Origin of the sequence: Rhodococcus sp. PML026 (assembly GCF_000963615.1) — a bacterium.
Taxonomy (GTDB): Bacteria; Actinomycetota; Actinomycetes; order Mycobacteriales; family Mycobacteriaceae; genus Rhodococcoides; species Rhodococcoides fascians.
Genome location: NZ_KQ031375.1, coordinates 658442 through 685026, shown reverse-complemented (window position 1 = coordinate 685026; position 26585 = coordinate 658442). Strand labels below are relative to the sequence as shown.

23 protein-coding genes and 2 tRNA genes are annotated in these 26585 nt (G+C 65.4%); 15 read left to right on the top strand and 10 right to left on the bottom strand.

Features of this window, described 5'->3' with window-relative positions; genetic code table 11:
- Positions 1-5: 5 nt before the first annotated feature.
- Positions 6-1016, top strand: a complete 1011-nt coding sequence (locus VF34_RS18675) for a YihY/virulence factor BrkB family protein (protein WP_032366375.1) — start codon at positions 6-8, stop codon at positions 1014-1016.
- Here VF34_RS18675 and VF34_RS18670 read toward each other — a convergent pair.
- Complete coding sequence (locus VF34_RS18670; protein WP_032372643.1) at positions 968-2539, bottom strand: bifunctional 3'-5' exonuclease/DNA polymerase; 1572 nt, start codon at positions 2537-2539, stop codon at positions 968-970. The two genes, VF34_RS18675 and VF34_RS18670, sit on opposite strands and share 49 nt — an antisense overlap.
- Positions 2540-2779: 240 nt before the next feature.
- On the opposite strand from VF34_RS18670, the gene VF34_RS18665 reads away from it, so the two are divergent.
- Positions 2780-2851: transfer RNA gene (locus tag VF34_RS18665), tRNA-Gln, on the top strand.
- A 99-nt stretch (positions 2852-2950) separates the two neighbouring features.
- Positions 2951-3023, top strand: a tRNA-Glu gene (locus tag VF34_RS18660).
- A 91-nt stretch (positions 3024-3114) separates the two neighbouring features.
- Here VF34_RS18660 and VF34_RS25355 read toward each other — a convergent pair.
- The gene (locus VF34_RS25355; protein WP_157889886.1) at positions 3115-3282 is read right to left on the bottom strand and encodes a DUF5302 domain-containing protein; all 168 of its coding nucleotides are present in this window, start codon (positions 3280-3282) and stop codon (positions 3115-3117) included.
- Positions 3283-3403: 121 nt separating this feature from the next.
- A complete protein-coding gene (locus VF34_RS18650) occupies positions 3404-4132 on the bottom strand; it encodes an IclR family transcriptional regulator (RefSeq protein ID WP_032366378.1) in 729 nt (242 codons plus the stop codon).
- Between the two features lie 145 nt (positions 4133-4277).
- On the opposite strand from VF34_RS18650, the gene leuC reads away from it, so the two are divergent.
- From leuC to VF34_RS18635, 3 genes are all read left to right on the top strand, one after another.
- Entirely contained in the window at positions 4278-5732 is a 1455-nt protein-coding gene (gene leuC / locus VF34_RS18645; protein WP_045841872.1) for a 3-isopropylmalate dehydratase large subunit, read from the top strand.
- 47 nt (positions 5733-5779) lie between these two features.
- The gene (leuD, locus tag VF34_RS18640) at positions 5780-6397 is read left to right on the top strand and encodes a 3-isopropylmalate dehydratase small subunit (RefSeq protein WP_032366380.1); all 618 of its coding nucleotides are present in this window, start codon (positions 5780-5782) and stop codon (positions 6395-6397) included.
- Positions 6398-6546: 149 nt separating this feature from the next.
- Positions 6547-7242, top strand: a complete 696-nt coding sequence (locus tag VF34_RS18635; protein ID WP_027496655.1) for an HU family DNA-binding protein — start codon at positions 6547-6549, stop codon at positions 7240-7242.
- A 120-nt stretch (positions 7243-7362) separates the two neighbouring features.
- Here VF34_RS18635 and VF34_RS18630 read toward each other — a convergent pair whose 3' ends face one another.
- The 3 genes from VF34_RS18630 to cofC all read right to left on the bottom strand — a co-directional run bounded on the left by VF34_RS18630 (position 7363) and on the right by cofC (position 11385).
- Positions 7363-8298: an NUDIX hydrolase gene (locus VF34_RS18630; RefSeq protein WP_045841871.1), complete on the bottom strand. Its 936-nt coding sequence runs from the start codon at positions 8296-8298 to the stop codon at positions 7363-7365.
- Complete coding sequence (locus VF34_RS18625) at positions 8298-10418, bottom strand: RNA degradosome polyphosphate kinase (protein ID WP_231578254.1); 2121 nt, start codon at positions 10416-10418, stop codon at positions 8298-8300. The genes VF34_RS18630 and VF34_RS18625 overlap by 1 nt, the downstream gene beginning before the upstream one ends.
- A gap of 187 nt (positions 10419-10605) precedes the next feature.
- The gene (cofC, locus tag VF34_RS18620; RefSeq protein WP_082079224.1) at positions 10606-11385 is read right to left on the bottom strand and encodes a 2-phospho-L-lactate guanylyltransferase; all 780 of its coding nucleotides are present in this window, start codon (positions 11383-11385) and stop codon (positions 10606-10608) included.
- Positions 11386-11504: 119 nt separating this feature from the next.
- Here cofC and VF34_RS18615 point away from each other — a divergent pair, with 119 nt between their 5' ends.
- Both VF34_RS18615 and VF34_RS18610 read left to right on the top strand, forming a co-directional pair.
- On the top strand, positions 11505-12503 hold the full coding sequence (locus VF34_RS18615; RefSeq protein ID WP_027496659.1) for an NAD(P)H-dependent glycerol-3-phosphate dehydrogenase: 999 nt from the start codon (positions 11505-11507) through the stop codon (positions 12501-12503).
- A gap of 73 nt (positions 12504-12576) precedes the next feature.
- Positions 12577-13683, top strand: a complete 1107-nt coding sequence (locus VF34_RS18610) for a D-alanine--D-alanine ligase family protein (protein ID WP_027496660.1) — start codon at positions 12577-12579, stop codon at positions 13681-13683.
- A 7-nt stretch (positions 13684-13690) separates the two neighbouring features.
- Here VF34_RS18610 and VF34_RS18605 read toward each other — a convergent pair whose 3' ends face one another.
- Both VF34_RS18605 and VF34_RS18600 read right to left on the bottom strand, forming a co-directional pair.
- Complete coding sequence (locus tag VF34_RS18605; RefSeq protein ID WP_045841870.1) at positions 13691-14335, bottom strand: DUF3515 domain-containing protein; 645 nt, start codon at positions 14333-14335, stop codon at positions 13691-13693.
- 3 nt (positions 14336-14338) lie between these two features.
- The gene (locus VF34_RS18600) at positions 14339-14587 is read right to left on the bottom strand and encodes an Lrp/AsnC ligand binding domain-containing protein (protein ID WP_032366384.1); all 249 of its coding nucleotides are present in this window, start codon (positions 14585-14587) and stop codon (positions 14339-14341) included.
- A gap of 233 nt (positions 14588-14820) precedes the next feature.
- Here VF34_RS18600 and VF34_RS18595 point away from each other — a divergent pair, with 233 nt between their 5' ends.
- From VF34_RS18595 to VF34_RS18585, 3 genes are read left to right on the top strand one after another with little or no spacing between them, the layout of a single operon-like run.
- Positions 14821-15780: a thiamine-phosphate kinase gene (locus tag VF34_RS18595; protein WP_442970680.1), complete on the top strand. Its 960-nt coding sequence runs from the start codon at positions 14821-14823 to the stop codon at positions 15778-15780.
- Positions 15781-15818: 38 nt separating this feature from the next.
- Positions 15819-16343, top strand: coding sequence for a gamma carbonic anhydrase family protein (locus VF34_RS18590; RefSeq protein WP_032366386.1), 525 nt, complete (start codon positions 15819-15821; stop codon positions 16341-16343).
- Entirely contained in the window at positions 16340-17032 is a 693-nt protein-coding gene (locus VF34_RS18585) for a uracil-DNA glycosylase (RefSeq protein WP_045841868.1), read from the top strand. Before VF34_RS18590 ends, VF34_RS18585 begins: the two co-directional genes overlap by 4 nt.
- 5 nt (positions 17033-17037) lie before the next feature.
- Here the strand turns inward: VF34_RS18585 and VF34_RS18580 are convergent, their stop codons facing one another.
- Positions 17038-17832 carry an enoyl-CoA hydratase/isomerase family protein gene (locus VF34_RS18580; protein WP_032366585.1) on the bottom strand — a complete coding sequence of 265 codons (795 nt, stop codon included), beginning with the start codon at positions 17830-17832 and terminating at the stop codon, positions 17038-17040.
- Between the two features lie 145 nt (positions 17833-17977).
- Positions 17978-18169: a 50S ribosomal protein L28 gene (gene rpmB / locus VF34_RS24750; RefSeq protein WP_008717389.1), complete on the bottom strand. Its 192-nt coding sequence runs from the start codon at positions 18167-18169 to the stop codon at positions 17978-17980.
- A gap of 283 nt (positions 18170-18452) precedes the next feature.
- On the opposite strand from rpmB, the gene VF34_RS18575 reads away from it, so the two are divergent.
- The 4 genes from VF34_RS18575 (at position 18453) to rsmD (ending at position 26510) form a co-directional block, all read left to right on the top strand.
- The gene (locus VF34_RS18575) at positions 18453-20120 is read left to right on the top strand and encodes a DAK2 domain-containing protein (protein WP_082079223.1); all 1668 of its coding nucleotides are present in this window, start codon (positions 18453-18455) and stop codon (positions 20118-20120) included.
- Positions 20121-20134: 14 nt separating this feature from the next.
- Complete coding sequence (recG, locus tag VF34_RS18570) at positions 20135-22414, top strand: ATP-dependent DNA helicase RecG (protein ID WP_045841867.1); 2280 nt, start codon at positions 20135-20137, stop codon at positions 22412-22414.
- 110 nt (positions 22415-22524) lie between these two features.
- Positions 22525-25941, top strand: coding sequence for a pyruvate carboxylase (locus tag VF34_RS18565; RefSeq protein ID WP_032383422.1), 3417 nt, complete (start codon positions 22525-22527; stop codon positions 25939-25941).
- A complete protein-coding gene (gene rsmD, locus VF34_RS18560; RefSeq protein ID WP_045841866.1) occupies positions 25938-26510 on the top strand; it encodes a 16S rRNA (guanine(966)-N(2))-methyltransferase RsmD in 573 nt (190 codons plus the stop codon). The genes VF34_RS18565 and rsmD overlap by 4 nt, the downstream gene beginning before the upstream one ends.
- Positions 26511-26585: the final 75 nt, after the last annotated feature.

Below are 26585 nucleotides of genomic sequence, written 5' to 3'. Positions count from 1 at the left end.
CGCACATGAGCGTCGCCGACCGACTGGATCGACTGCAGCGCAGGCGTCCGGTTCTCGGATTTCCGATTGCGGTGGTCTACAAGTTCGTCGACGATCAGGGTGGTTACCTGGCCGCGCTGATCACGTACTACGCATTCGTCTCGCTCTTTCCTGCGCTGCTGCTCTTCTCCGTGATTCTGGGCATCGTGTTGATGGGCAACCCGGAGCTGCAACAACAGATCCTGAACTCTGCACTCGGTCAGATCCCGGCGATCGGGGAAGAACTGGGGCGTCCCGAACGGATAGGTGGCGGCACGGTCGGTCTGACGGTGGGTATCCTCGGGTCGCTGTACGGCGGACTCGGCGTGTCCGTTGCGTTGCAGAACGCGATGAACACCGCATGGGCCGTACCGAAGAATCTTCGGCCCGATCCCATTCGAGCCCGAGTGCGGGGATTGGGTTTGCTGAGCACCGTGGGTCTGGCGGTACTGGCGATCACCGCACTCAATGTGCTTAGTGCTGCAGGATATTTCGGCCCGGAATCCGGTCTCGTCGTGTTCGTGATCGGAACGCTGCTGTACGTCGGGGTGTTCGTCGTTGCGTTTCGGCTCGCCACAGTGCGGGCGGTGTCGATCGGACAGGTACTCCCGGGAGCCATAGCGGCCGGTCTGACGTGGCAGCTGCTGCAGACCTTCGGCGGTGTGTACGTGAAGTACGTCGCTGCAAGTGCGACGGTGACGAACGGTGTCTTTGCGGTCGTGCTCGGGCTGTTGGCCTTTCTGTACGTGACCTCGGTATCGATCGTGATCTGCATCGAGATCAACGTGGTTCGTGTCGACAGGCTGTTCCCGCGGGCCCTTCTGGCCCCGTTCACCGACGACGTCGACCTGACCGAAGGTGACAAACTCACCTACACCGGACAGGCAGAAGCGCAGCGCAGTACTGCGTTCGAGGAAATAGACGTGACGTTCGAGGACCCACCGAGCGCTCAGTCGGACTCCGGCCCGAACTCCGGCTCGGCAGCCGGGGCACCGTAGAAGCGGTCGATCCTGGTCTCCATCGGGAAGAGCACTGCCGTGTCGCCGAACATCAGACGCGTAGCCGACTCTGCCGCCGCCGCAACGGCCTCGGACACCCACGGTGCGTCTCCGAGTGGACAATGCACGACTACTTCGTCGTGCTGAAAGAACACCAACTCACTTCTGCTCGACCGCAATCGCCCGCGCAGATCTGCCAACAGGCACAGCGCCCACTCGGCTGCGGTCGCCTGCACCACGAAGTTGCGCGTGAATCGGCCACGCGCGTGGGCGTCACCGGTGGACCACCATTGCGGCGTAGGGGGAGGGCACGCTCGGCCCAGCCACGACCGGACCACCTCGCCCCGCTCACCGGCCCGCGCCGCCTCTTCCACGACCGCCACCGCGTCGGGGAATCTGGCGCGTAGGCGGGTCAGCAACGCACGAGCCTCACCCGACGTCGCGCCGTACAGCACTCCGAGAACAGCGACCTTGGCGTGCGCACGATCACCGTCGAACGACTCGGCGGCGACGGGGGCGTAGAGATCCGCTGTTCCCGCAGCGGCGACCATGCGAGGGTCACCCGACATCGCGGCGAGAATGCGGGGCTCGAGCTGGCCGGCGTCGGCGGCGACGAAGGTGTACCCCGAGTCGGCGATCACGCTGGCGCGCAGCGGTTTCGGGATCTGCAGACCCCCACCGCCCCGGCTCGCCCAGCGGCCGGAGACGACGGCCCCCGGCACGTAGACCGGCCGGAAACGATCTCCGCGAACCCACGCGTCCAGCCACGTCCACCCGTTGGTGCTGTGCAGTTTCGACAGATCTCGGTGGCTAAGCAACAGCGGCACCGCAGGATGGTCGATGTCTCGGATCACGTGTGCTCGAGTGGATGTGAGCTCGATACCGGCGCGCGCGAACGCGGCGACCACCTCTGCGGGTGAACCGGGGTTCACGCGGCGCCCGAACACCGACGAGATCTCGTTCTCGAGCTTCACCAACGCAGGAGGAGTCGATCCGTCGACCGGCCTCGCACCGAGGGTCGCGTCGAGGTGCCGCCGATGCGCAGCGGCCGAGAACGGCAATCCGTCGAAGGTCATCTCCGCCGCGGCCAGACCTCCGGCCGACTCGGCGGCCGCCAACAGCTGCAGCCCCCGATCGTCACCGATCTCCTCGATCTGACGGCGGTAGTGGGCGAGCACTGCCACCGGATCGGCATGCGGGTCGGCGTCGAACAATCCGGGTCGCAGGTCTGCGGGTGTGGACGGTGTCGTGGTGCGCCCCGTTCGCATCGCCAGAATGGCACCGACGAGGGCGAGATCGTGGCAGCGCCGGACCCGCACCCCTGCGTCGAGCAGTCGCGGGTAGATGCGGCTCGTGTCCTCCCACACCCAGCGGGGAGCGTGCTCTCGCTCGACAGCGGCCACGGAGCCCACCAGATCGTCGGTCACCTCCTCGGCAGGGGAACTGCCGCCGGACGGGGAGCCGTCCTCGTCGAGGCGGATCAGCACGGCCCGGTTGCCCTGGGGAACGAGCAGCACCTTCATCGGCGTCTGCGAAGTTCGAGAACGCTCACGAAACAGGAGTCTGCTGCATGCTCTGCGGCCGACGATGCGCGGGTTCTGCGTTCACGCGATGGTGTCCGAGCGGGCCGCGCGGGCGGTCGAGGGCGGTTATCAGGGCTCTGAGCAGCCGATTTGGAGAATGGGTAGTGACCTTTGATAGTCTCTATCCCGGCTCGAAACGCAGTGCACATCGATCGGATGCGTACTTCGATTCAAGTCCATTGGGGTATGGTGTAATTGGCAACACAGCGGTTTCTGGTACCGCCATTCTAGGTTCGAGTCCTGGTACCCCAGCGAGCAGGTGAGCGGCGATTTTGCCGCCGATGCCGAGGCAGTTAAGCTACCTCAGCATCACGTGTTCGATACAGCGTCAACAATGCAGGTGAAGTTCCTGGCCCCGTCGTCTAGCGGCCTAGGACGCCGCCCTCTCAAGGCGGTAGCGCGGGTTCGAATCCCGTCGGGGCTACGAAGACAGAACCCCCTCGATCTCCGGATCGAGGGGGTTCTGTCGTTTCGGTGTGACCGTCGTTGCTGTCGTGCGGTGGTGTCGCTTCGCGTCAGACGCTCTTGCGGCGGAACATCTTCTGGTGATCGGCCGGACCGTGGACATTGTTCACCTTGGGGCCACCGTCCTTGTGGTCGACGGAATTGTGCGACTTGCTGTTCTTCTGTTCGAGAACCTCGCGGAACTTCTTCTTCAACTCTTCGCTGCCGGATTCTGACATGGGGCACTCCTTGCAGTCGGCGACCGGCCGGGTGGGCCGTTCGAGACGAACGTACTCCACTTCTGCGGCCTCTTCAGCCGGTTTTTGGTGGGGTGCCGCTCGATCGGCCTCGGTTCGGCGCTCAGAGGCGCTTGTGCAGCGCGTCGGCGGCGGCGAGCAGGTCTGCCGCCCAGCGTGCGCCCGGCTTGCGTCCGATGCGGTCGATCGGGCCGGACACCGAGATCGCCGCCACGACAGTGTCGTTGCTGTCGCGAACGGGAGCCGAGACGCTCGCGACCCCCGGCTCACGTTCACCTGCGCTCTGCGCCCACCCTCGCCTGCGGATCTCCAGCAGCACCCGTTCGCCGAATTCGGCGTCCGGCAGCACTGTGCGTTGAGTCTGCGAATCTGCCCACGCCAGAAGAACTTTCGCACCGGAGCCGGCTGTCATGGGTAGCCGGGCCCCGACGAGCACGGTATCTCGGAGACCGGTCGGGGGCTCCATGGATGCGACACAGACGCGAACGGTCCCCTCGCGGCGGTAGATCTGCACGCTCTCTCCGGTGATTTCGCGAAGCCGAGGCAGTACCGATGCTGCGGCGTCGAGCAGCGCATCCGACGCGCTCGCCGCCAATTCCCCCAGCCCCGGACCGGTGCGCCACAATCCGTCGGAATCGCGCACGAGGAGGCGGTGGGTTTCGAGTCCGACCGCGAGCCGATGCGCAGTGGCGCGGGGGAGCGCTGTGCGGGCACACAGGTCGTTGAGAGTGCAGGGTGTCTCGGCCACTGCATGCAACACGGCCATGGCCTTGTCGAGGACACCGATACCGCTCGATTTGTCGACGGCGCCGCTCAGGCTATGCTGTCTCATAGAACGATATTAGCCTCCCGAATGCTGAGATTGCACAACCGTGAGAAGTCCAGCGTGCCGCGGGGGACGATGTCGAGACGATCACGCGAGGTGGACCAGCCCGTCCGCCGGCGCGACGACAGGGAAGACGAGGTCTGCGACAGCGATGTCCGAAACGACGAAATCCGATGCGTCCGTAGCACAAGCGCCGAAGACGCTGGCGGAGAAGGTGTGGGACCAACATGTGGTCGTCCCCGGTGGGGGAGAAGGCGGTGCACGTGAGCCGGATCTGATCTACGTCGATCTGCACCTCGTACACGAGGTCACCAGCCCCCAGGCATTCGACGGTCTGCGTTTGGCCGGCCGCGAGCTTCGTCGCCCGGACCTGACGATCGCAACGGAGGACCACAACGTCCCGACGGCCGACATCTTCGCGCCGATCGCCGATCTCGTCTCACGCACCCAGGTCGATACTCTGCGCCGCAACTGCGAGGAATTCGGAGTTCGGTTGTACCCGATGGGAGATCTCGATCAGGGCATCGTCCACATCATCGGCCCGCAGCTCGGTCTGACCCAGCCGGGTATGACCATCGTGTGCGGAGACAGCCACACCTCGACGCACGGTGCATTCGGTTCGATCGCAATGGGAATCGGCACCAGCGAGGTCGAGCATGTGATGGCCACCCAGACTCTGTCTCTGCGACCGTTCAAGACCATGGCCATCACCGTCGACGGAGAACTGGCTCCCGGTGTGACGAGCAAGGATCTGATTCTCGCGGTGATCGCCAAGATCGGCACCGGCGGCGGTCAGGGATACGTGCTCGAATATCGCGGTGAGGCCATCCGCAAGTTGTCGATGGAAGCCCGAATGACCATCTGCAACATGTCGATCGAGGCCGGGGCGCGCGCGGGCATGATCGCACCCGACGAGATCACGTACGAATACCTGAAGGGACGGCCGCATGCGCCCCAGGGGGCGGAGTGGGATGCGGCGGTGGCCGCCTGGAACGAACTGGCAACCGACCCGGATGCGGTGTTCGACAACGAGGTACACATCGATGCGAGCACTCTGACGCCGTTCGTCACCTGGGGAACGAACCCGGGTCAAGGTGCTCCGTTGGGAGATGCCGTGCCCGATCCCGAGGCAATGCTCGACGAAGGCGAGCGCGTATCGGCCCAGAAGGCCTTGCAGTACATGGGTCTCGAAGCCGGTACACCGATCCGCGAGATCTCCGTCGACACCGTGTTCGTCGGCTCCTGCACCAACGGCCGCATCGAGGATCTGCGTGCGGTGGCGTCCGTCCTCGAGGGCCGCCGCGTCGCAGACGGCGTGCGAATGCTGGTGGTACCCGGGTCGATGCGGGTGCGCGCGCAGGCCGAAGAGGAAGGACTCGGTGAGATCTTCACCGCAGCAGGGGCCGAGTGGCGGCAGGCCGGCTGCTCGATGTGTCTGGGAATGAACCCCGATCAGCTCACCTCGGGAGAGCGTTCGGCATCCACGTCCAACCGCAATTTCGAGGGGCGTCAGGGCAAGGGTGGTCGCACTCACCTCGTGTCGCCTCTGGTTGCGGCGGCCACTGCAGTTCGCGGAACCCTGTCCTCTCCGGCGGATCTCGCGTAGCAGCGAGCCCTCCGACCGGATCGATCGAACTCACAGGAGAAATTTCGATGGAAGCTTTCACTCGACACAAAGGCATCGGCGTTCCGCTCCGGCGGTCCAATGTCGACACCGACCAGATCATTCCGGCGGTCTATCTCAAGCGCGTGACTCGCACCGGATTCGAGGACGGATTGTTCGCCGGTTGGCGGTCCGATCCGAACTTCATCTTGAACCTCGCGCCCTACGACCGCGGATCGGTTCTCGTGGCCGGGCCGGACTTCGGCACGGGATCGTCACGCGAGCACGCTGTCTGGGCGCTGTCGGACTTCGGTTTCAGGGTCGTCATCGCATCCAGATTCGCCGATATCTTCCGCGGAAACATGGGCAAGGCCGGGTTGGTGGCGGCCGAGGTGGAGCAATCGGACGTCGAATTGCTGTGGAAAGCCTTAGAAGAACAGCCCGGTCTGGAGCTCGTCGTGGACCTCGTCGACAAGACGGTCACGGCTGGAACCTTGGTGGTGCGCTTCGCGATTGACGACTACACGCGGTGGCGTCTGCTGGAGGGTCTGGACGACATCGGACTGACATTACGCCAGGTAGAGGCCATTACGGAGTACGAAAAGTCAAGGCCTTCATACAAACCCCTCACCCTTCCGGCAAGGATCGAAGAGCCTTCGAAAAGCTGACGGACGGGGGGTCCGACACGCTTTGCGGCCGTGAAGCATTCCGCGACACCGAAATGAAAATTGGCGTGGCGCATAGACTCTTGACGACTTGGGGTTTACCGTTGTAGTAGTCGGTCCGACGATGGGCCACAATATAGCGGAGGAAATCCATGAACAAGGCAGAGCTGATTGACGCCCTGACCGAGAAGTTGGGGTCTGACAGGCGGAGCGCCACAGAGGCTGTCGAGAACATCGTCGACACCATCGTGCGCGCGGTCCACCGCGGCGAAAGTGTCACGATCACGGGCTTCGGCGTGTTCGAGCAGCGTCGTCGCGCGGCGCGTGTCGCCCGTAACCCCCGCACCGGTGAGACCGTTCGCGTCAAGCCGACCAACGTACCGGCATTCCGTCCGGGCGCGCAGTTCAAGGCCGTCATCGCCGGTGGACAGAAGCTGCCCGCAACCGGACCTGCCGTCAAGCGCGGTTCGGCAGCAGCTCCGGCCAAGAAGACTGCGGCAGCGAAGAAGACGGCCGCCAAGAAGGCAGCGGTGAAGACTACCGCCCGCAAGGCCACCACCGCGGCAGCCAAGAAGGCGGCTCCGGCGAAGACTGCCGCCAAGAAGGCAGCTCCCGCAAAGACCGCCGCCAAGAAGGCAGCTCCCGCAAAGACAACCGCACGCAAGACCACGACGGCTGCTGCCAAGAAGGCTCCGGCCAAGACGACCGCACGCAAGGCCGCAACCACTACGGCCCCTGCCAAGAAGGCTCCGGCCAAGACAGCGGCCAAGAAGACCGTCGCCAAGAAGGCCCCCGCCAAGAAGGCTCCGGCCAAGAAGGCACCCGCGAAGCGCGCTGCAAAGAAGTAGCGCTCGACCGGCACCGGTCATCCAGGACCGGGCCGTTCTCGCACTCCACAGAAGGCCCCGACCGAAATTTCGGTCGGGGCCTTCTGCCGTGTTCGTGATCCGAGGATCCTCGGATGCGACTCAGTCGTCGGCGACCAGGTTCGGTAGCGGGCTGGCGATGTGGTCGGCCGCGACGAGCCGACCGTCGTGGCGCGAGAGCACCCACACGCTCCCTTTTCGATTTCTGTTGGCAGGCAACGTGATGCCGTCCTTGTCGGCCCACCATCGCATGAGATCGGGGATCACCTTGCCTTGGCTGCAGATCACCGGTGTGCTCATGGACTCGGCGATGTCGCGAGCCCGGTGGCGGCCCTTTCGGGGGTCCTCGGCGTACCCCTCCTCGGACAGCAGATGCTCCGGTTCGACCTGCACGCCCAGTGATTCGGCAAACGGCGCGACCGTCTGTTCGCACCGGACGCGGTCGGCCGCATACACCGAGTCACCGCCGAACGCGCCCAGCAGTGAGACGAGTGCCTCGGCCTGACGTCTACCGGTCTTGTCGAGGGGGCGATCGGCGTCGTTGCCCTTGTATCGCGACCGCGAGCCGGCACTGCCGTGCCGGACCAGCAGCACGGTGGACGTAGCGGCCGGCTTGGCGACGAATCGTCGAAGAATCTTGTGGTCCATGGGATACGAGAGTTCGCCGCCGATCTTGTCGGTTGCGATCCAGCGGAGTTCGTCCACTTCGTCGTTCGGGACGAATTCTCCGCCGGTTGCCTCGGCAGCCCAGTAGAGCACCTTCTTCATGCGACGGTGGCCGGGAATCGGGTAGGTGACGTAGGACAGCGACCGTCCGAGAGTCGAGTCGAAGCCCGTCTCCTCCTTGACTTCTCGGACAGCCGCGTCGACCGCTGTCTCCCCGGGATCGAGCTTTCCCTTGGGAAAAGACCAGTCGTCGTACTTCGGCCTGTGTACCAGAGCTACTTCCACCACCGAGTCTTTCTCCGGCGATCGTCGCCACAGAATCGATCCGGCCGCGAAGATGTTGGCGCGGGGGGAGCCATCGGAAGTGCCCATCAGGACGCCTGATTCCTCCGGCTGCGCATCAATTCCACCTGGTGTTCTCGGACACTTTCGCCTTGCGCAGGCGACGCGACCCAGCCACCGTCCGGCCCCAGTTCCCAGCAGCGGGTGGTGGGGTCGAGGGCCGAGTCGAAGATGTCACCGAGTTGCTTGGTCAGCTTCGGATCCTTGACCTGGGCCATCACTTCCACTCGCCGGTCGAGGTTTCGGTGCATCATGTCGGCGCTGCCGATCCAGAATTCGTCCGCACCTTGGAAGTGCAGAACCCGTGAGTGTTCGAGGAATCTGCCGAGTATGGACCGAACTTCGATGTTCTCCGACAGGCCCGGTACGCCCGGCTTGAGCGCGCAGATCCCGCGTACGACCACCTTGACGGGGACCCCGGCGACCGATGCGCGGTACAGAGCGTCGATCACCTGCTCGTCGACAAGAGCGTTGGCCTTGAGGCGGATTCCGGCTGCGCGGCCCGCCTTGAGGTGCTCGACTTCCGCTTCGATGCGCTCGACGATGCCGCGTCGCACGCCGTACGGGGCCACGAGGAGATTGCGGTACTTGGACTTTCGCGAGTATCCGGTGAGCGAGTTGAACAGGTCGGTGAGGTCCGCACCGATTTCGGGCGACGACGTGAGCAACCCGACGTCCTCGTAGATACGCGCCGTCTTCGGGTTGTAGTTGCCCGTGCCGATATGGCAGTACCGGCGGATGACCGAACCTTCTCGGCGGACGACGAGGCAGGTCTTGCAGTGAGTCTTCAACCCGACGAGGCCGTAGACCACGTGCACCCCGGCCTTTTCGAGCTTGCGTGCCCACTCGATGTTCGCCTGCTCGTCGAATCGTGCCTTGATCTCGACGAGGGCTACCACCTGCTTGCCGGCCCCGGCAGCGTCGACGAGTGCGTTGACGATCGGTGAGTCACCCGAGGTGCGGTACAGAGTTTGCTTGATCGCGAGGACCTGCGGGTCGGCCGCAGCTTGTTCGATGAAGCGCTGCACGCTGGTGGAGAACGAGTCGTACGGGTGATGCACCAGAACGTCGCCGTCGCGCAGCGTCGAGAACACGCTCTTCGGGGTTTCGCGCTCACCGAACGCGGGATGTGTTGCCGGGACGAAGGGAGCGTCCTTGAGATTGGGGCGGTCGACGCTGTAGACCTGCCACAGGCACGACAGATCGAGCAGACCGGGAACCTGAATGACGTCGCCCGGATCGACGTCGAGTTCGCGTAGCAACAGTTCGAGCATGTGCTCGGTCATGTCGTCGGCGATCTCGAGGCGGACGGGAGAACCGAAACGCCTACGCGCCAGCTCTCGTTCGAGTGCCTGCAGGAGATCCTCGTCGCGGTCCTCTTCGACCTCGAAATCGGCGTTGCGAGTAATGCGGAACGCGTGGCTCTCGACCACCTCCATGCCGGGGAACAACACGTCGAGGTGCGCCGAGATCAATTCCTCCATCGACAGGAAGGCGTCGATGCGATGGCTCCCCTCACCGCGCTTGACGCGCACGAATCGGTCGACGTTGTCGGGTACCTTCACGCGGGCGAAGTGCTCGCCGGTCGTGGAGTAATCCTTCACCGTCACAGCGAGATTCAGGCTCAGGCCGCTGATGTACGGGAAGGGGTGCGCCGGGTCCACTGCCAGCGGGGTGAGAACCGGGAAGACCTGTTCGGTGAAATAGTCGGACAGACGCGCACGCTCGTCGCTGTCGAGATCGGACCACCGGATGATTGCGATGCCCTCGGCCGTGAGCTCGGGCAGGATCGAATCGAGCAGTACTCGGGCGTGTTTGAGAGCGAGCTCCTGAGTGCGCTGCCCGATGACCGCGAGCTGCTCACGCGGGGTCATGCCATCGGCCGATCGAACCGACAGTCCGGTCTCGTCGCGGCGTTTGAGCCCTGCGACACGAACCATGTAGAACTCGTCCAGATTGGACGCGTAGATGGCCAGGAACTTGGCACGCTCGAGTAGCGGCAGGGACGAGTCCTCTGCGAGCGCGAGAACGCGGGAGTTGAAATCCAGCCAGCTCAATTCCCGGTTCAGGTACCGATTTTCGGGAAGCACCATGGCAGCATCCACCGATTTCGGAGTGGCGGCAGGAAGGGCGGAGGGAATGCTCGGCATCGTTGCGGTCACCGGGGCACTCCACACCGGCTCCGCACCGTTGCTGTCCGCACCGTTGCTCTCCGCGGTCTCGATCGCCGGATCTTCGGTCGCTGGCTGCGCGTCGTCTGTGCTCACAGCACGATCATCCCCCATACCCGCCGTCGGTGAAACTCCGATGACCGAACTTGTTCGCACGTTCACCGAATCACGCGGTGGTTGCGGATTCCTCGTCGCTCCAACCGAGTGAGCGGAGTACGGCTGTCGTCTCCGGCCCGACCCCGAGTCGATGAGCCCGACGTACGTCGTCGACGGTGTCGACGTCGAGTCGAAGTCCCGGCCACGTGCCGTCCAGTGGTCGCGCTCCCGACAAGGTGTGGCGGCGTGCGGAATCCGATCCGAACAGCGGCGCGAGCTCGTCGGCAGAATTCTTCAGGATCAGCGCTGCGGTTCCGGTGCCGTGATGGTCGACCACGACCGACCTGCCGCCGGAGATTGCCGTCGCATACGCCTGCGCGAGTTCGGCGGGACGCAGCGCAGGCAGATCCGCTTGCAGCGCAACGATGTCGACCCGATCGGCCGGGGCCGCGCCGGGGTTCCCGTGGCGATCGCGTGGTGCGTGATCGACTCGCAGTGCGGCCGCAGCAGCGGAGAATGCGGCATTGAGACGGGCTTCGGGATCTCGTGCGCCGGAAGCCGACGGTTCGTCCAGCACCCGGGCACCGATTTGTCGCGCGGTGTCGGCGACGACCGGATCGGGTGTGACGACGGTGACCGAATCGACCACCGACACCGAACCGGCCGCGGTGACCGTGTCGACGAACATGGCGAGCACCAATCGGGTCCGGTCGGCCCCGGAGAACTCGGACGCCAGACGGGACTTCGCCGCTGTCAGGTCCTTGACCGCGATGACGACTCCGACCGCGCGGCGCAGCGCATCGGACGGCCGACTCTCGCGGTCGTCGTCGCTGCTTCGAATTGCGCCCATGGTGTTCGATCCTGCCAGCGTCACCGATGTCTGCCGACTCCGACCGCCCGGGCAGGTCTGCGCGTTAGGGTGATGCGCGCGTAGGCAGGGCATCGGCGAGCAGGTGAGAGGTTGGCGGCATGAGCAGAGCAGCGGTACTGGGGTCCGGGTCGTGGGGTACCGCATTCGCCAAAGTGTTGGCCGATGCCGGAACCGATGTCACCATGTGGGCGCGCCGAGAGGAACTCGCTGCCTCGATCAGCGAACGGCACGAGAACGCGGACTACCTCCCCGGAATCGAACTGCCGTCGTCGATCCGCGCCACGAGCGATCCGGCGACCGCCCTCGACGGCGCGGACATCGTGGTGCTCGCGGTGCCGTCGCAGAGTCTGCGCGCGAATCTGGGGGAGTGGACGGATGCGATCGCACCGCACGCGACACTGCTGTCTCTGGCCAAGGGCATAGAGACCGGAACGCTCATGCGCATGAGTCAGGTGATTTCACAGGTGACCGGGGCCGATCCCAGCCGGGTGGCCTGCCTGTCCGGGCCGAATCTGGCGCGCCCGATCGCCGAGGGGCAGCCGGCCGCGACGGTCATCGCGTGTTCCGACTCGCAACGAGCCCTTGAGATTCAAAAAGCTTGCGCCACAGGATATTTCAGGCCGTACACCAACTCCGACGTCATCGGTGCCGAGATCGGTGGCGCGTGCAAGAACGTCATCGCCCTCGCCTGTGGAATGGCCAGCGGAGTCGGCTACGGCGAGAACACCCTCGCGTCGATCATGACCCGAGGCCTGGCCGAGATCATCCGGCTCGGAGTCGCGCTCGGGGCCACACCGTCGACGCTGTCCGGGCTCGCCGGTGTAGGAGATCTGGTCGCCACCTGCTCGTCGCCGCTCTCGCGCAACCGTACGTTCGGTGAGCGGCTCGGTTCGGGCGGCTCCCTCGAGAGCGCGCAGGAAGCAGCGCACGGGCAGGTGGCCGAGGGCGTGAAGTCCTGTACGTCGGTGCGCGCGCTCGCCGAGAGCTACGACGTCGAGATGCCGTTGACCGATGCCGTGCACCGTGTGTGTCACGGGGGAATGTCGGTTCCGGACGCGGTGGGCCACCTGCTGGGGCGTCGAATCAAGCCCGAGTGAGGTCACGTTCGCGACGTGTGCACGAACAGGGCGAATCCGCGTTCGCGGGGAGACGGCGGTACGGTTTGTCACCGTGAGTACTCCCCGAATCAAAGTTGCCGTCGTCTTCGGTGGCCGCAGCAGTGAGCACGCGGTGTCCTGTGTCTCGGCGGGTAGCGTGCTCGCGAATCTGGACCCCGATACCTACGAGGTTGTCCCGGTGGGGATCACCCCCGACGGTGCCTGGGTGCTCGGCTCCAGTGATCCGGATGCGCTGACGATTCGGGATCGAGTACTGCCGACGGTGGACAAGTCCGGTGCCGCACTCGCGCTGAGCACCGATCCGGGACGCGCAGGCGCGCTGATCGCTCTCGGTGAGGGCGACGCCGGACAGGTCCTGGCTGCGGTCGACGTCGTGTTTCCGGTGCTGCACGGGCCGTACGGCGAGGACGGCACCCTGCAGGGAATGCTCGAACTCGCCGGTGTCCCGTACGTGGGTCCCGGAGTGTTGGCCAGTGCCGCAGGCATGGACAAGGAGTTCACCAAGAAGCTTCTGGGAGCCGACGGACTACCGATCGGCAGGCAGGTCGTGCTGCGACGCGGCACCGATGACCTGACCGAAGCCGAACGCGACCACATCGGTCTCCCTGCCTTCGTCAAGCCCGCGCGAGGCGGATCGTCGATCGGAATCTCGCGCATCACCTCGTGGGATCACCTGCAGTCGGCGATCGGCGTTGCCCGCGAGCACGACCCCAAGGTGATCGTCGAAGGAATGATCCACGGCCGCGAGGTCGAATGCGGCGTACTCGAATTCCCCGACGGCAGCGTGCGCGCCAGCGCGATCGCCGAGATCCGGCTCCCCGACGCGGACAGCGACGATCACGCCTTCTACGACTTCGACACCAAGTACCTCGACGATGTCAGCGAATTCGACATTCCTGCCGCACTCGACGACGACATCAGCGATCGTATTCGCGAACTCGCAGTCTCGGCCTTCCGCGCACTGGACTGCCAAGGATTAGCGCGGGTCGACTTCTTCGTCACCGAGCAAGGCGCGGTGATCAACGAGATCAACACGATGCCCGGATTCACGTCGATCTCGATGTACCCCAAGATGTGGGCCGAGAGCGGAATCGACTACTCGACCCTGATCAGCACCCTGATCGACACCGCTCTCGCACGCGGTACCGGCCTGCGCTGACCCGGCGCTACTGCAACGGTGCCGGGTCGAGGGGCTGCTGGGGTAGTGCTGCCGACACTGCTGACGAGGCATCCTGCAGAGGTGTCGGGCCGGAGTCGCCGGGAATGGTGAGAGCGATGTACGTGCCCCGATCGACGACGAACCACGTGCTGGCGTCGATGCCGTCGTTCTCGCCGGACACCTCGAACCACTGGACGCCGTCGATCACCTGAAGTGGTGCAGCCACATCGAATCCGATAGGGCGAGGCAGCCCGCAGCGAAGCACGACCGGCTCGGCGTTCTCCTCGGCCGATACCCAGGCTCGGACTCCGACAGGTGCCGGGTCGGCCAGGTCGGCGCGGCTGTAGTCGCCCAGCTCGTCGGGCAGCGCATCGAGGAGGGTCGAGCACTGTGCGCTCGCGGCGTCGGGTGCGTCGACCGGCCCCAGCGCTACCGGATCGTGGGCGGGGGAGCTGTTCACCGCTATCGCGGCCACGAGAACTCCCACCACCAACGCGACCGGCAGGGCGATCGCGGTGGCTATGACCGCAGGGTGGCGCTGCTCGCGGGTCTCGTCGGCCGCTGCTGCATTCTCGGACCGGGTGCCGGCGTCGTCGCCGTTGTCTTTGTCGTGGTTGTGGTCGTGGTCGTGGTCCTGGTCGGCAGAATTCATGCGCTACCGAACCGTCGAGGTCGACTGCGGGGCGACGGGACAGGTGAGGGTGCGCGTGATGGCATCGACCTTCTGAATTCGGGAGACGATGTCCGCGATCTCGGTGTCGGATGCGCCGTCGGCCCTGACGATGACGTCGTAGGGTCCGACCACAGCTTCTGCGGATACGACGCCGTCGACCGACTCGATCTGCCGCGCAACGGTCGTGGCACGGCCGACTTCGGTCTGAACGAGAACGAAGGCTTGCACCATCGGTGGTCCCTTTCCTTGCTGGGACGATCGACTGTAAGTTGAGTCGACTGTACGTTGAGTCGGTTGCGTACTCACAGCACGAAACCGGCTGCGCCGGACCGGGCCCGGGCACCGCTAAAGGTACCGCAGGCGCGGTGCCGGTTTCGCGGGAGACCGACGTCCGAATTGCGCTCTGAGGGAGGAACATCATCGACGACACCGGCCCTTCGGGGACCACCGCCGCCGAACCGACGGTGGCCCAGATCGGCGAGTTCGACGTCATCGCCCGGGCCGTCGCCGATCGAGTGCAACCGACGTCGACCATCGTCGGCCCCGGCGACGACGCTGCCGTCGTCAGTGCATCCGACGGCAGGGTGGCCGCCACGACCGATATGTTGGTGCACGGCAGGCACTTTCGGCTCGATTGGTCGACTCCGGTAGAGATCGGCCGGAAGGCGATCGCGCAGAACGGGGCAGACATCGCCGCGATGGGTGGGCAGTGCTCGGCATTCCTGGTTGCTCTCGGCTGCCCGGCGGATACACCGGTGAGCGTGACGGACGGTCTGAACGAGGGCATGTGGCGCGAGGCGTCGGTTGCGGGTTCGGCGATCATCGGCGGTGATGTGGTGCAGTCGGATCAGCTGGTGATCTCGATCACTGCGCTCGGTGACCTACAGGGCAGGGCTCCCGTACTGCGATCGGGTGCGCAGGTCGGTGATGTGATCGCGTTCGCGGGGCGGCTCGGGTGGTCCGCGGCCGGACTCGCTCTGTTGCTCGCGGGCGGCGATCGCTCCGGGCACGACGCGGTTCTCGATGCACACCGCGTGCCCGCCCCGCCGTACCGTGCCGGTATCGAGGCCGCCGAAGCAGGCGCGACATCACTCACCGATGTGTCCGACGGGTTGTCGGCCGACCTGGGGCATATCGCCGACGCATCCGGCGTATCGATGGTTCTGGAACCCGAGCGTCTTCCGATCGCCGACGAAGTCCGTTCGGCTGCAGAGCTGTTGGGGGTAGACCCCCTCGAGTGGGTACTCACCGGCGGCGAGGATCATGCTCTCGTCGGCACGTTCCCCGGCCTCGCTACCGTTCCGACGGGCTGGATCGTGATCGGCCGCGTCGAGCCGGCGTCGAATGCAACCGACGGTGGCGTCACTGTCGCCGGGCACCACCGCGTGGGCAGATCCGGTTGGTCGAGCTTCGACCGAGAGTGAGCTCCGACCGGGTCGATGGAGTCGGCTAAGTTGCAAGGATGGCTATCTACGCGCTCGGCGACCGCGAACCCGATATTCACCCGGACGCCTATGTCCATCCCGATGCAGTCGTCATCGGAGCGGTGACCTTGGCGGCGGGGTCGTCGGTGTGGCCGACGGCCGTGCTCCGAGCCGATTACGGCACGATCTCCGTCGGTGCGGGCACCAACATCCAGGACGGGACCGTCATCCACTGCACCCCCATCGACGCGACCGTGATCGGTGCCGGTTGCGTTCTCGGTCACAACGCGCATGTCGAGGGTGCGACCATCGGCGACAACTGCCTCATTGCATCGGGTTCCGTGGTGCTCAACGGCTCGAGGATCGGGGCCGGTTCCATCGTGGGTGCGGGTGCGGTGGTGCCGTTCAAGTTCGTCGTTCCCGAACGCAGCATGGCGCTCGGTGTTCCCGCGAAAATCCGTGAGGGCTTCGAGGTCCCGGAGGGGCACGTCGACATCAACGTGCAGATGTACTCCGCGAACGCCGCGTACTACCGCGACGCGCTGCGCCGGATCGACCGGTGACGGCCCGCCCGCTCGCCGAGAGCGTAGATCCGGGTTGGGCCCGTGCCTTGGCTCCGGTCGAGACGAATGTTGCTGCGATGGGCGACTTTCTGCGAGCCGAGCTCGCCGCCGGAAAGCACTACCTCCCTGCCGGCGAGAACGTTCTGCGTGCTTTTCGGTACCCGTTCGACCGGGTTCGGGTGCTGATCGTCGGCCAGGACCCGTACCCGACCCCGGGTCATGCAGTGGGGCTGAGCTTTTCGGTCGCCCCCGACGTGCGTCCCGTTCCGCGCAGTCTGGCCAACATCTTCAAGGAATATTCGGACGATCTCGGTCTGCCGACGCCCAGCAACGGTGATCTCACGCCGTGGGCGGAGCAGGGTGTGATGCTGCTCAACCGAGTGCTCACGGTCGAACCGTCCGCAGCGGCGTCGCACCGCAAGAAGGGCTGGGAAGCGGTGACGGAGCAGGCAATTCGTGCTCTTGTTGACAGAGCCGAGGATCCCCGGGCTCCTGGCCTGGTGGCGATTCTCTGGGGCCGTGACGCGGCGACGCTCAAACCCATGCTGGGTTCGGTGCCGTACATCGAGTCGGCCCATCCGTCACCGCTGTCCGCATCACGGGGATTCTTCGGATCCAAGCCCTTCAGTCGCGCCAACGAATTGTTGGTCGAGGGCGGAGACGAACCGATCGACTGGACGTTGCCGTGACCGGCTCAGGAAAAATCGGGGCGACGCTTCTCGACGAATGCGTCGACGCCTTCCACTCCTGCAGGTGAGACTGCGGCCGCCGAGATCGAGGCGGCCTCGGCATCCAATTGCTCTGCCAGAGTAGCGGTGTCGGACGCCGCGAGCAGCTTCTTGATTCCCTGATACGCCGAGGTGGGGCCGACGGCGAGGGTTCGGGCCAGTCGTTCGGCCTCGCTGTCGACGAAGTCGTCGCCCACGAGGCGGCTGAGGATTCCGAGACGCACCGCATCCTCACCGTTGAGAATCGAATCGTTCAACAGGATGTCCATTGCGTGGCCGGATCCGACGATGCGGGGCAGGGTCCAGGACATGCCACCGTCCGGCGTGAACCCGATGGCGGGGTAGGCCGGTCGAAGCTTGGTCGACGGTCCGCCGATGGCGATATCGGTGAGACACACCAGGCTCATGCCGGCGCCGGCCGCCCAGCCGTGTACACCAGCGACGATGGGAACCGTCACTGCTGCCAGTTCGCGAACGAAGGCGTGGAACGCATCTGCAACCGAGCCGACGAAGGCACCGCGATCGTCGGCACCGGCGAAGTCCCGTACGTTGCCGCCGGCGCAGAAGTTCGGCCCGCGGCCGATGAGCAGGACGCTTCCTACAGATGTGGCACCGGTGTTCACCTCGTGCAGTGCCTGCGTTCCCGAGGTGATGCCGTCCAGGTCGAGAGAGGAACCGCCCGCCTCGGTGGCGACGACGATGTGCAGCACTCCGTCTTCGATGCTGACCTTGCTCGAGCTTTCGCTGTCCGAATGAGTCACGTTCGGCACTCTATCGGACGTCCAACTGTTTGCCCGAATGCGCAGGAACATCGACAGACAACTGTGCCCCGCATCCGAGTGGATGCGGGGCACAGTTCTCGCACGCGGTCGAGGCCGTGGAGGAAATCGAAGAGCGGGGCCGAAATCAGCCCCGAACCACCTTGCCTGCCTTCAAGCAGGAGGTGCACACGTTCATGCGCTTGGAGTTGCCAGGCGCAACCTGAGCGTGAACGGTCTGAATGTTCGGGTTCCAACGACGGTTGGTCCGTCGGTGCGAGTGCGAGACCGACTTACCGAAGCCGGGCCCCTTGGCGCATACGTCGCAGACGGCAGCCATAGTCGCGAACTCCTTGTTAGATGTTGAGCGTTACATGTGGTCGAAGACATCGAAACGAACTACGAGCAGATGCAAGGATTGCAATGCGTGAAGATCGCCTCGAGGCAACCCTGCAAGAATAGCGGCGTCCCACCCAATCACCAAACCGCCACCGCAGACGAGGTGTACCGGCTCACGCGCGCCGCGCTGACGATTCTGCCCGACTAAGCTTCGGGCACTGTCCGCGGCCGACATCGTCGGGCCCGGGCGCAGGTACGGACGGAACGCAGGGGAGGCGCTCGAGGTGGTCGACGTACTCGAATCCATCGATGCCTCGGACCTGCGCCGGTGGGCCTATCGCTGTGTGGATTCCCTCACTGTTCGGTGCGACGAGATCGACGCACTGAACGTCTTCCCGATTCCGGACTCCGATACCGGCACCAACCTGATGTTCACGTTCCGGGCTGCGGTCGAGTCCATGCGCAGTGCCGGGCCGGCCGCAGGCGCGGGTGCGATCGGACGGGCTCTGGCGGTGGGAGCCGTATCGGGCGCGCGAGGAAATTCCGGTGTCATCGTCTCGCAACTCCTGCGCGCCGTGGGTGAGGCCGCAGCCGACGGTCCGCTGGACACCGTGTCGATCCAGGCCATGTTGCGGCGTGCACGAGTTCTGGTGGCGGGCGCGGTCAGTGTCCCCGCCGAGGGCACCATGCTCACGGTGCTCGAAGCCGCTGCCCACGAGGCCGCTGCCCACGACGCGAACGTCGATCTGGCCACGCTGGTGGTCGATATCGCCGAGGCCACCGCTCGCGCTCTCGATCGCACGACGGACCAACTCGCACCGTTGCGAGAGGCGGGCGTCGTGGATGCGGGGGCGCTGGGGTTGTCGGTGATCTTCGACGCGTTGGTCGAGGTCGTGACGGGCCGCACCCCGCCGAGGCGACGCTATCGCCGTCCTCAGGACCACGAACGGGTGATCGAAGTCGGTGTTTCGAACGCACCCGGAGCCTCCGACGGGGCGGCGGCTCGTTCGCAGTCCCGGCCGCTCGGCTACGAGGTTCTCTACGTCGTCCCCGGCATCGACGACACCCGCGCGGCAGCGCTGCGTGCAGCGCTGTCGGACCTCGGCGATTCGGTCGTGGTTGCCGGAGACGGCTCCGGGGCGTACTCCGCTCATGTGCACACCACCGACCCGGGCGGTGCCGTCGAGTGCGGGATCGCGGCGGGAAATATTCGAGGAGTGCGCATCTCGTGTTTCGGACTGGCCGAGTACGCCGTCGACGCGAACGTCGGTGAGCACGAGCCCGAGGCTATGTCGGTGGGTCGCGATATTTTGGCCCTGGTCGCCGGTGACGGTGCCGCGGCTCTCTACGTACAGGAAGGTGCGACGGTGGTGCGATGCGACGAGCCCATCGATTCGTCGGTGTTGCATCGCGCCATCGTGGGCATGAAGCACCGCGAGGTTCTGGTGCTGCCGAACGGGGCGCTGTCCGCTCAGGAGCTCGTTGCCGTCGGTGCTGCGGCCAGGGCCGACGGTAAGGACGTGTCGATGTTGCCGTGCTCGGCGATGGTGCAGGGGTTGGCTGCGCTCGCAGTGCACGACGCGGCCAGAGCAGCCGTCGACGACGCGTTCGCAATGTCCGATGCTGCAGCGGGGACGAGGTGGGGTTCGTTGCGCATCGCCGAGCAACGCTCGCTGACCTGGGTCGGCATGTGCGAGCCGGGTGACTGTCTCGGTCTGGCCGGGCAGGAAGTGGTGATCGTTGCCGAGCATCCGCTCGATGCCGGATGCAGACTGCTGGACCAGCTGTTGGCCACCGGCGGTGAGATGGTGACGGTGTTGCTCGGGGCACTGGCTCCCGCGGATCTCGGAGGTCGGCTCGCCGACTATGTGGCGGGTGCGCATCCCGGCGTCGACGTGGTGGTCTACCCGGGCGGGCAGCCCGGGGATCTCGTGCAATTCGGAGTGGAATAGGGAATCTCGGAACAATGGCAACGCTGGTGGATCGGCTCGACGATGTCCTCGGAGCGGCGGCTGCGGCACCGCTGGCCGAGGTGTTCGGCATCCATACCGTCGAAGACCTGCTGCGGCACTACCCGCATCGCTACATGACGCACGGTTCCGAGCTCGGCGAGAAGGAACCCCCCGAGGGGGAACACATCACCATCGTCGCCACCGTGGAATCGGCCACCCTGCGTTCGATGAAGAACCGCAACGGTCAGTTCCTTGCCGTCACCCTTTCGGCCGACGGGCAGCGGATCGAAGCCACGTTCTTCAGCCCGCACAAGCTCAAACACGTGGTCGTGCCCGGGCGGCGGGGGATGTTCTCGGGCAAGGTCAAGTATTTCGGTCGGCGGTGGAATCTCACCCACCCCAGTTACGTGATCCTCGGGGGTGACGACAACGACGGGGCCATCGTCCCCGCGGGTCGCATCGTCGGCGGTGGCACGCTGGCCGGCCTGGCGCGTGGCTCGGTCGATTCGTCCGGAGCCGTCGACATGTCGGTGTTCGACCGCGCCTTCGTACCTATCTATCCCGCGGCGAAAGATGTCGAGAGCTGGACATTCATGCGCTGCGTCCGGCAGGTACTCGACCAGCTGGACGACGTGGTCGATCCGCTCCCGGAATCGGTGCGCCGCGAGCGTGGCCTCATCGACATAGACGCCGCGCTGCGTTCGGTCCACTTTCCCGATACTGCGGCGGACAAGGACGCCGCCCGGGAACGATTGAAGTTCGACGAGGCATTGGCTGTTCAATTGGTACTCGCGGACCGACGACGCGACGCGTCCGACCGGGTAGCCGCGCGGTGCCCACCGATCACCGACGGCATCGCGGCGGAGTTCGATCGCCGGCTGCCGTTCGAGTTGACGGTCGGTCAGCACCAGGTTGCTGCGGAGATCGCCAACGACCTGTCGGGTCCGCATCCGATGTCGCGTCTGTTGCAGGGCGAGGTCGGCTCGGGTAAGACCATCGTCGCGTTGCGTGCCATGCTGCAGGTGATCGACGCCGGACACCAGTGCGCACTGTTGGCACCGACGGAAGTGCTTGCCTCCCAACATGCGCGATCGATTCGATCGATGCTCGGCACGCTGGCCGCCGGTGGCGAGCTGGGATCGCACGAGCTGGCCACCAAGGTGGCTCTGCTGACGGGGTCGATGTCCACTGCGGCAAAGCGATCGGCCCTGCTCGATGCCGTGACAGGTGATGCCGGGATCGTCATCGGCACCCACGCTCTCATCGAGGATCGGGTCGAGTTTCTCGACCTCGCGATGGTCGTCGTGGACGAGCAGCACAGATTCGGTGTGGAGCAGCGAGATGCCTTGCGCGCGAAGGCTCGTGGAAACACCAGCCCGCATCTCCTCGTGATGACGGCGACACCGATTCCGCGCACGATCGCGATGTCGACACTGGGGGACCTGGAGACGTCGGTACTGACGGAGCTTCCGCGCGGCAGGTCGCCGATCGTCAGCAACGTCGTCCCGGCCAGATCCAAACCGGGATGGGTGGATCGAGCCTGGCAACGGATTCACGAGGAGGTCGCGGCCGGCCGACAGGCCTACGTGGTCTGTTCTCGTATCGGTGACGGCGATGATGCGGACACGGGCAAGAAGAGCGGAGCGGCGAAGAAGGCTGCGCCGAAAGTGGAGGACGGGCCGGAGACGACGGCTGCCGTGGATCTCTACGAGACGCTCTCCGCCGGTCCGATGGCCGATCTTCGTGTGGGGCTGCTGCACGGGCGACTGTCCGGTGATGACAAGGACATCACCATGTCGGAATTCCACGCGGGTGAGATCGACGTGCTCGTCTGCACGACGGTGGTCGAGGTGGGCGTGGATGTACCCAATGCCACGGTCATGGTGATCATGGATGCCGACCGCTTCGGCGTCAGCCAGCTCCACCAGTTGCGCGGCCGAATCGGCCGCGGCGGGCATCAGGGGCTGTGCATCATGATCAGCTGGCTCAGCCCGGGCGGTGGGTCGTTCGCTCGGCTCGAGGCTGTGGCCGCCACCAACGACGGGTTCGAGCTCGCCAAACTGGACCTGGCGACCCGCCGAGAAGGTGACGTGTTGGGAGCCGCACAGTCGGGCACGGTGACCGGACTTCGGTTGCTCTCGTTCATCGACGACGAGGACATCATTTCCGACGCCCAGGATTGTGCCCGGTCGTTGTTCGCGCGGGACCCGTCTCTGGCCGACAATCCCGGCATCGCGTCGATGATGCGTTCGGCGTGGCGATCCGACAGAATCGACTACCTCGACAAGTCCTGACCCCATCGCAGTCCGCACTGCACCGTTTCAGTAGCCGAAATTGAACAAAAGTTCCCGCATCGTGGGATCAGTACGCCTCCGGGGCTCTGTCTGCCGGGTAAGTTGAGCCAATGTTCTCCAAAGTTTTGGTTGCCAACCGCGGCGAGATCGCTATCCGCGCCTTCCGTGCGTCCTACGAACTCGGTGCCTCGACGGTGGCGGTGTTCCCGTTCGAGGATCGAAACTCGGTGCACCGAACGAAGGCCGACGAGGCTTATCAGATCGGGGAGAAGGGCCATCCCGTTCGGGCGTATCTCTCGGTCGACGAGATCGTCGCCGCCGCCAAGCGCAGCGGTGCCGATGCTGTGTACCCCGGCTACGGATTCCTTTCCGAGAACCCGGATCTCGCCGCCGCGTGTGTGGAGGCGGGCATCACGTTCGTCGGGCCCTCCGCCGATGTCCTCGAGCTGACCGGTAACAAGGCGCGTGCGATCGCCGCTGCGAAGGCCGCGGGACTACCGGTGTTGGCGTCCTCGGAACCGTCGTCCGATATCGACGAATTGGTCGCGGCATCGGAATCGATGACTTTCCCGCTGTTCGTCAAGGCCGTGGCAGGTGGCGGTGGTCGCGGAATGCGCCGCGTGGCCGAGCCCGAGCAACTACGCGAGTCCATCGAAGCTGCTGCGCGCGAAGCGGAGTCGGCGTTCGGCGATGCGACCGTGTTCCTCGAGCAGGCAGTGATCGACCCCCGTCATATCGAGGTACAGATCCTTGCCGACGGCCAAGGCAACGTCGTCCATCTCTTCGAGCGCGATTGCAGTGTGCAGCGTCGACACCAGAAGGTGATCGAGCTGGCCCCGGCACCCAACCTTCCTCAGGAATTACGCGAGAAGATCTGCGCCGACGCCGTGGCGTTCGCCAAGCAGATCGGCTATTCCTGCGCCGGTACCGTCGAGTTCCTTCTCGATACCCGCGGCAATCACGTCTTCATCGAGATGAATCCGCGAATTCAGGTGGAGCACACAGTCACCGAAGAAGTGACCGATGTGGACCTGGTGCAGTCGCAGTTGCGTATCGCCTCCGGTGAGACGTTGGCGGACCTGGGATTGCAGCAGGAGAACATCGTGTTGCGCGGTGCAGCGTTGCAATGCCGCATCACCACCGAGGATCCCGCCAACGGATTCCGGCCCGACGTCGGCCGCATCACTGCCTACCGCACCCCGGGCGGTGCCGGCGTGCGCCTCGACGGTGGCACGACGTTGGGTGCCGAGGTCGGTGCCTACTTCGACTCGATGCTCGTCAAGCTCACCTGTCGCGGCCGTGATTTCGACACTGCCGTGGCGCGTGCCCGACGTGCGGTGGCGGAGTTCAGAATTCGCGGTGTCGCGACGAACATCCCGTTCCTGCAGGCGGTTCTGGTCGACCCCGATTTCACCGCAGGACGCGTCACCACCTCCTTCATCGAGGAACGTCCGGAACTGCTGACGTCGCGTTCCTCGGGTGACCGTGGCACCAAAATTCTGACCTACCTGGCCGACGTGACGGTCAACAAGCCGCACGGGGAACGTCCCTCACCGGTGTACCCGCACGACAAGCTGCCCGAGGTCGACTTCTCGGCTCCCATTCCCGACGGCTCCCGGCAACGGCTGCTGGCCCTCGGGCCGGAGGGGTTCGCCCGCGATCTGCGCAATCAGAAGGCGCTCGGTGTCACCGACACCACGTTCCGTGATGCCCATCAGTCGTTGTTGGCAACGCGTGTGCGCACCAGTGGTCTGCTCGGCGTAGCGCCGTACGTGGCGCGAACGACGCCGCAGTTGCTCTCGATCGAGGCCTGGGGAGGGGCGACGTACGACGTGGCGTTGCGCTTCCTGCACGAGGATCCGTGGGAGCGGTTGGCGAGCCTGCGAGAAGCCGTGCCCAACATCGCGATTCAGATGTTGCTGCGCGGCAGGAACACCGTCGGATACACCCCGTACCCGGAGAAGGTCACCCGTAGCTTCGTCGCCGAGGCCACCGACACCGGAATCGACATCTTCCGTATCTTCGATGCGCTCAACAACGTCGATCAGATGCGTCCGGCGATCGATGCAGTGCGCGAAACCGGTACGGCCATCGCAGAAGTGGCCCTGAGTTACACCGGCGACCTGTCGAATCCGAACGAGAACCTGTACACGCTCGACTACTACCTGAAGTTGGCCGAGCAGATCGTCGATGCCGGCGCGCACGTGCTGGCCATCAAGGACATGGCGGGTCTGTTGCGTGCCCCCGCGGCCAAGACGCTGGTGACGGCGTTGCGGTCCAACTTCGACCTGCCGGTGCACGTGCACACCCACGACACTCCCGGCGGACAGCTCGCTACCTATCTCGCGGCCTGGGAAGCCGGAGCCGACGCGGTCGACGGTGCCTGTGCTGCCATGGCAGGAACCACCAGTCAGCCCGCGCTGTCGGCGATCGTCGCCGCGGCCGCGCACACCGAGCGCGACACCGGCCTCGATCTGCAGGCCGTCTGCGATCTCGAGCCGTACTGGGAGGCCGTGCGAAAGGTGTACGCGCCCTTCGAGTCCGGGCTGCCTGCACCGACCGGTCGCGTGTACACCCACGAGATTCCGGGCGGCCAGCTGTCGAACCTACGCCAACAGGCTATTTCGCTCGGTCTCGGTGACCGCTTCGAGACGGTCGAAGCCAATTACGCTGCGGCCGACCGCATGTTGGGTCGATTGACCAAGGTGACGCCGAGCTCGAAGGTCGTCGGCGATCTGGCTCTTGCGCTCGTGGGTGCGAATGCGTCCGCCGAGGAATTCGCCGAGGACCCCAGCCGGTACGACATCCCCGATTCCGTTGTCGGGTTCCTACGCGGCGACCTCGGAACACCCGCCGGCGGCTGGCCGGAGCCGCTGCGCACCAAGGCGCTCGAAGGCCGTGGTGCGGGCAAGCCGGTGACGCCGCTGACCGACGAGGACGAGAAGAACCTCGACGGGACGTCGGCGCAACGCCGTACCACTCTCAATCGGTTGCTCTTCCCCGGCCCGACAGCGGAACTCGAAGCTCATCGAGAGAAGTACGGCGACACGACCCGATTGTCGGCCAACCAGTTCTTCTACGGTCTGCGTCAGGGCGAGGAGCATCGAGTCACGCTCGAGAAGGGCGTCGAACTGCTCATCGGACTCGAAGCGATCTCCGACCCGGACGAACGCGGTATGCGCACCGTCATGTGCATCCTGAACGGGCAGCTACGTCCGGTGTCGGTGCGCGATCGGTCCATCGCGAGCGAAGCACCCACCGTCGAGAAGGCAGACCGCTCCAATTCCGGACACATTCCGGCTCCGTTCGCCGGGGTGGTCACCCTGGCGGTCGAGGAGGGCCAGAAGATCTCGGCCGGCGACACCATTGCCACGATCGAAGCGATGAAGATGGAGGCAGCGATCACCGCACCGCGGGGCGGCTCGGTCACTCGTCTGGCGATCTCGGGCGTTCAGCAGGTGGAGGGCGGCGATCTGCTCGTCGTCATCGGTGGGGGGTCGACGGGCGAAGAGGCCGGGAGCGAATGACCCGGATCGTCGCGGGCGTTGCCGGGGGTCGCCGATTGGCGGTCCCCGGCCAAGGCACCCGGCCCACGTCGGAGCGGGTTAGAGAGGCACTGTTCAGTGCGCTCGACAGTCGGATGGAGCTCGACGGGGCCGCGGTGTTGGATCTGTTCGCAGGGTCGGGTGCGCTCGGCCTCGAAGCACTCTCACGTGGGGCCGCGTCGGCGGTGCTGGTCGAATCCGACGCACGGGCGGCCGCGGTAGTGCGCAAGAACATCGAATCGGTCGGCCTGACCGGAGCTTCGGTCAAGTGCGCGCCGGTGGCCTCGGTCCTGGCCGGCACCGCCGACGCGGCCTACGACCTGGTGTTGGCAGATCCGCCGTACGCCGTCACGGACACCGCCGTGGCCGGCCTCCTCGAGCGGCTGGTGAGCGGGGGATGGCTTTCGGTCGACGCGGTGGTCGTGCTCGAACGGTCGTCGCGTTCGCCGGAGACCGTGTGGCCGACTGGGCTCGTGCCGGAGAAGTCGAAGAAGTACGGCGAGAGCCGAATCGAGATCGCAATCCGGTCAGGAGTGGAGCCAGCGGAATGACCGAAGTGGTCAGGAGTGGAGCCTGCGGAATGACCGGGTTGGGTCAGGAGTGGAGCCTGCGGAATGAGCTGTCTG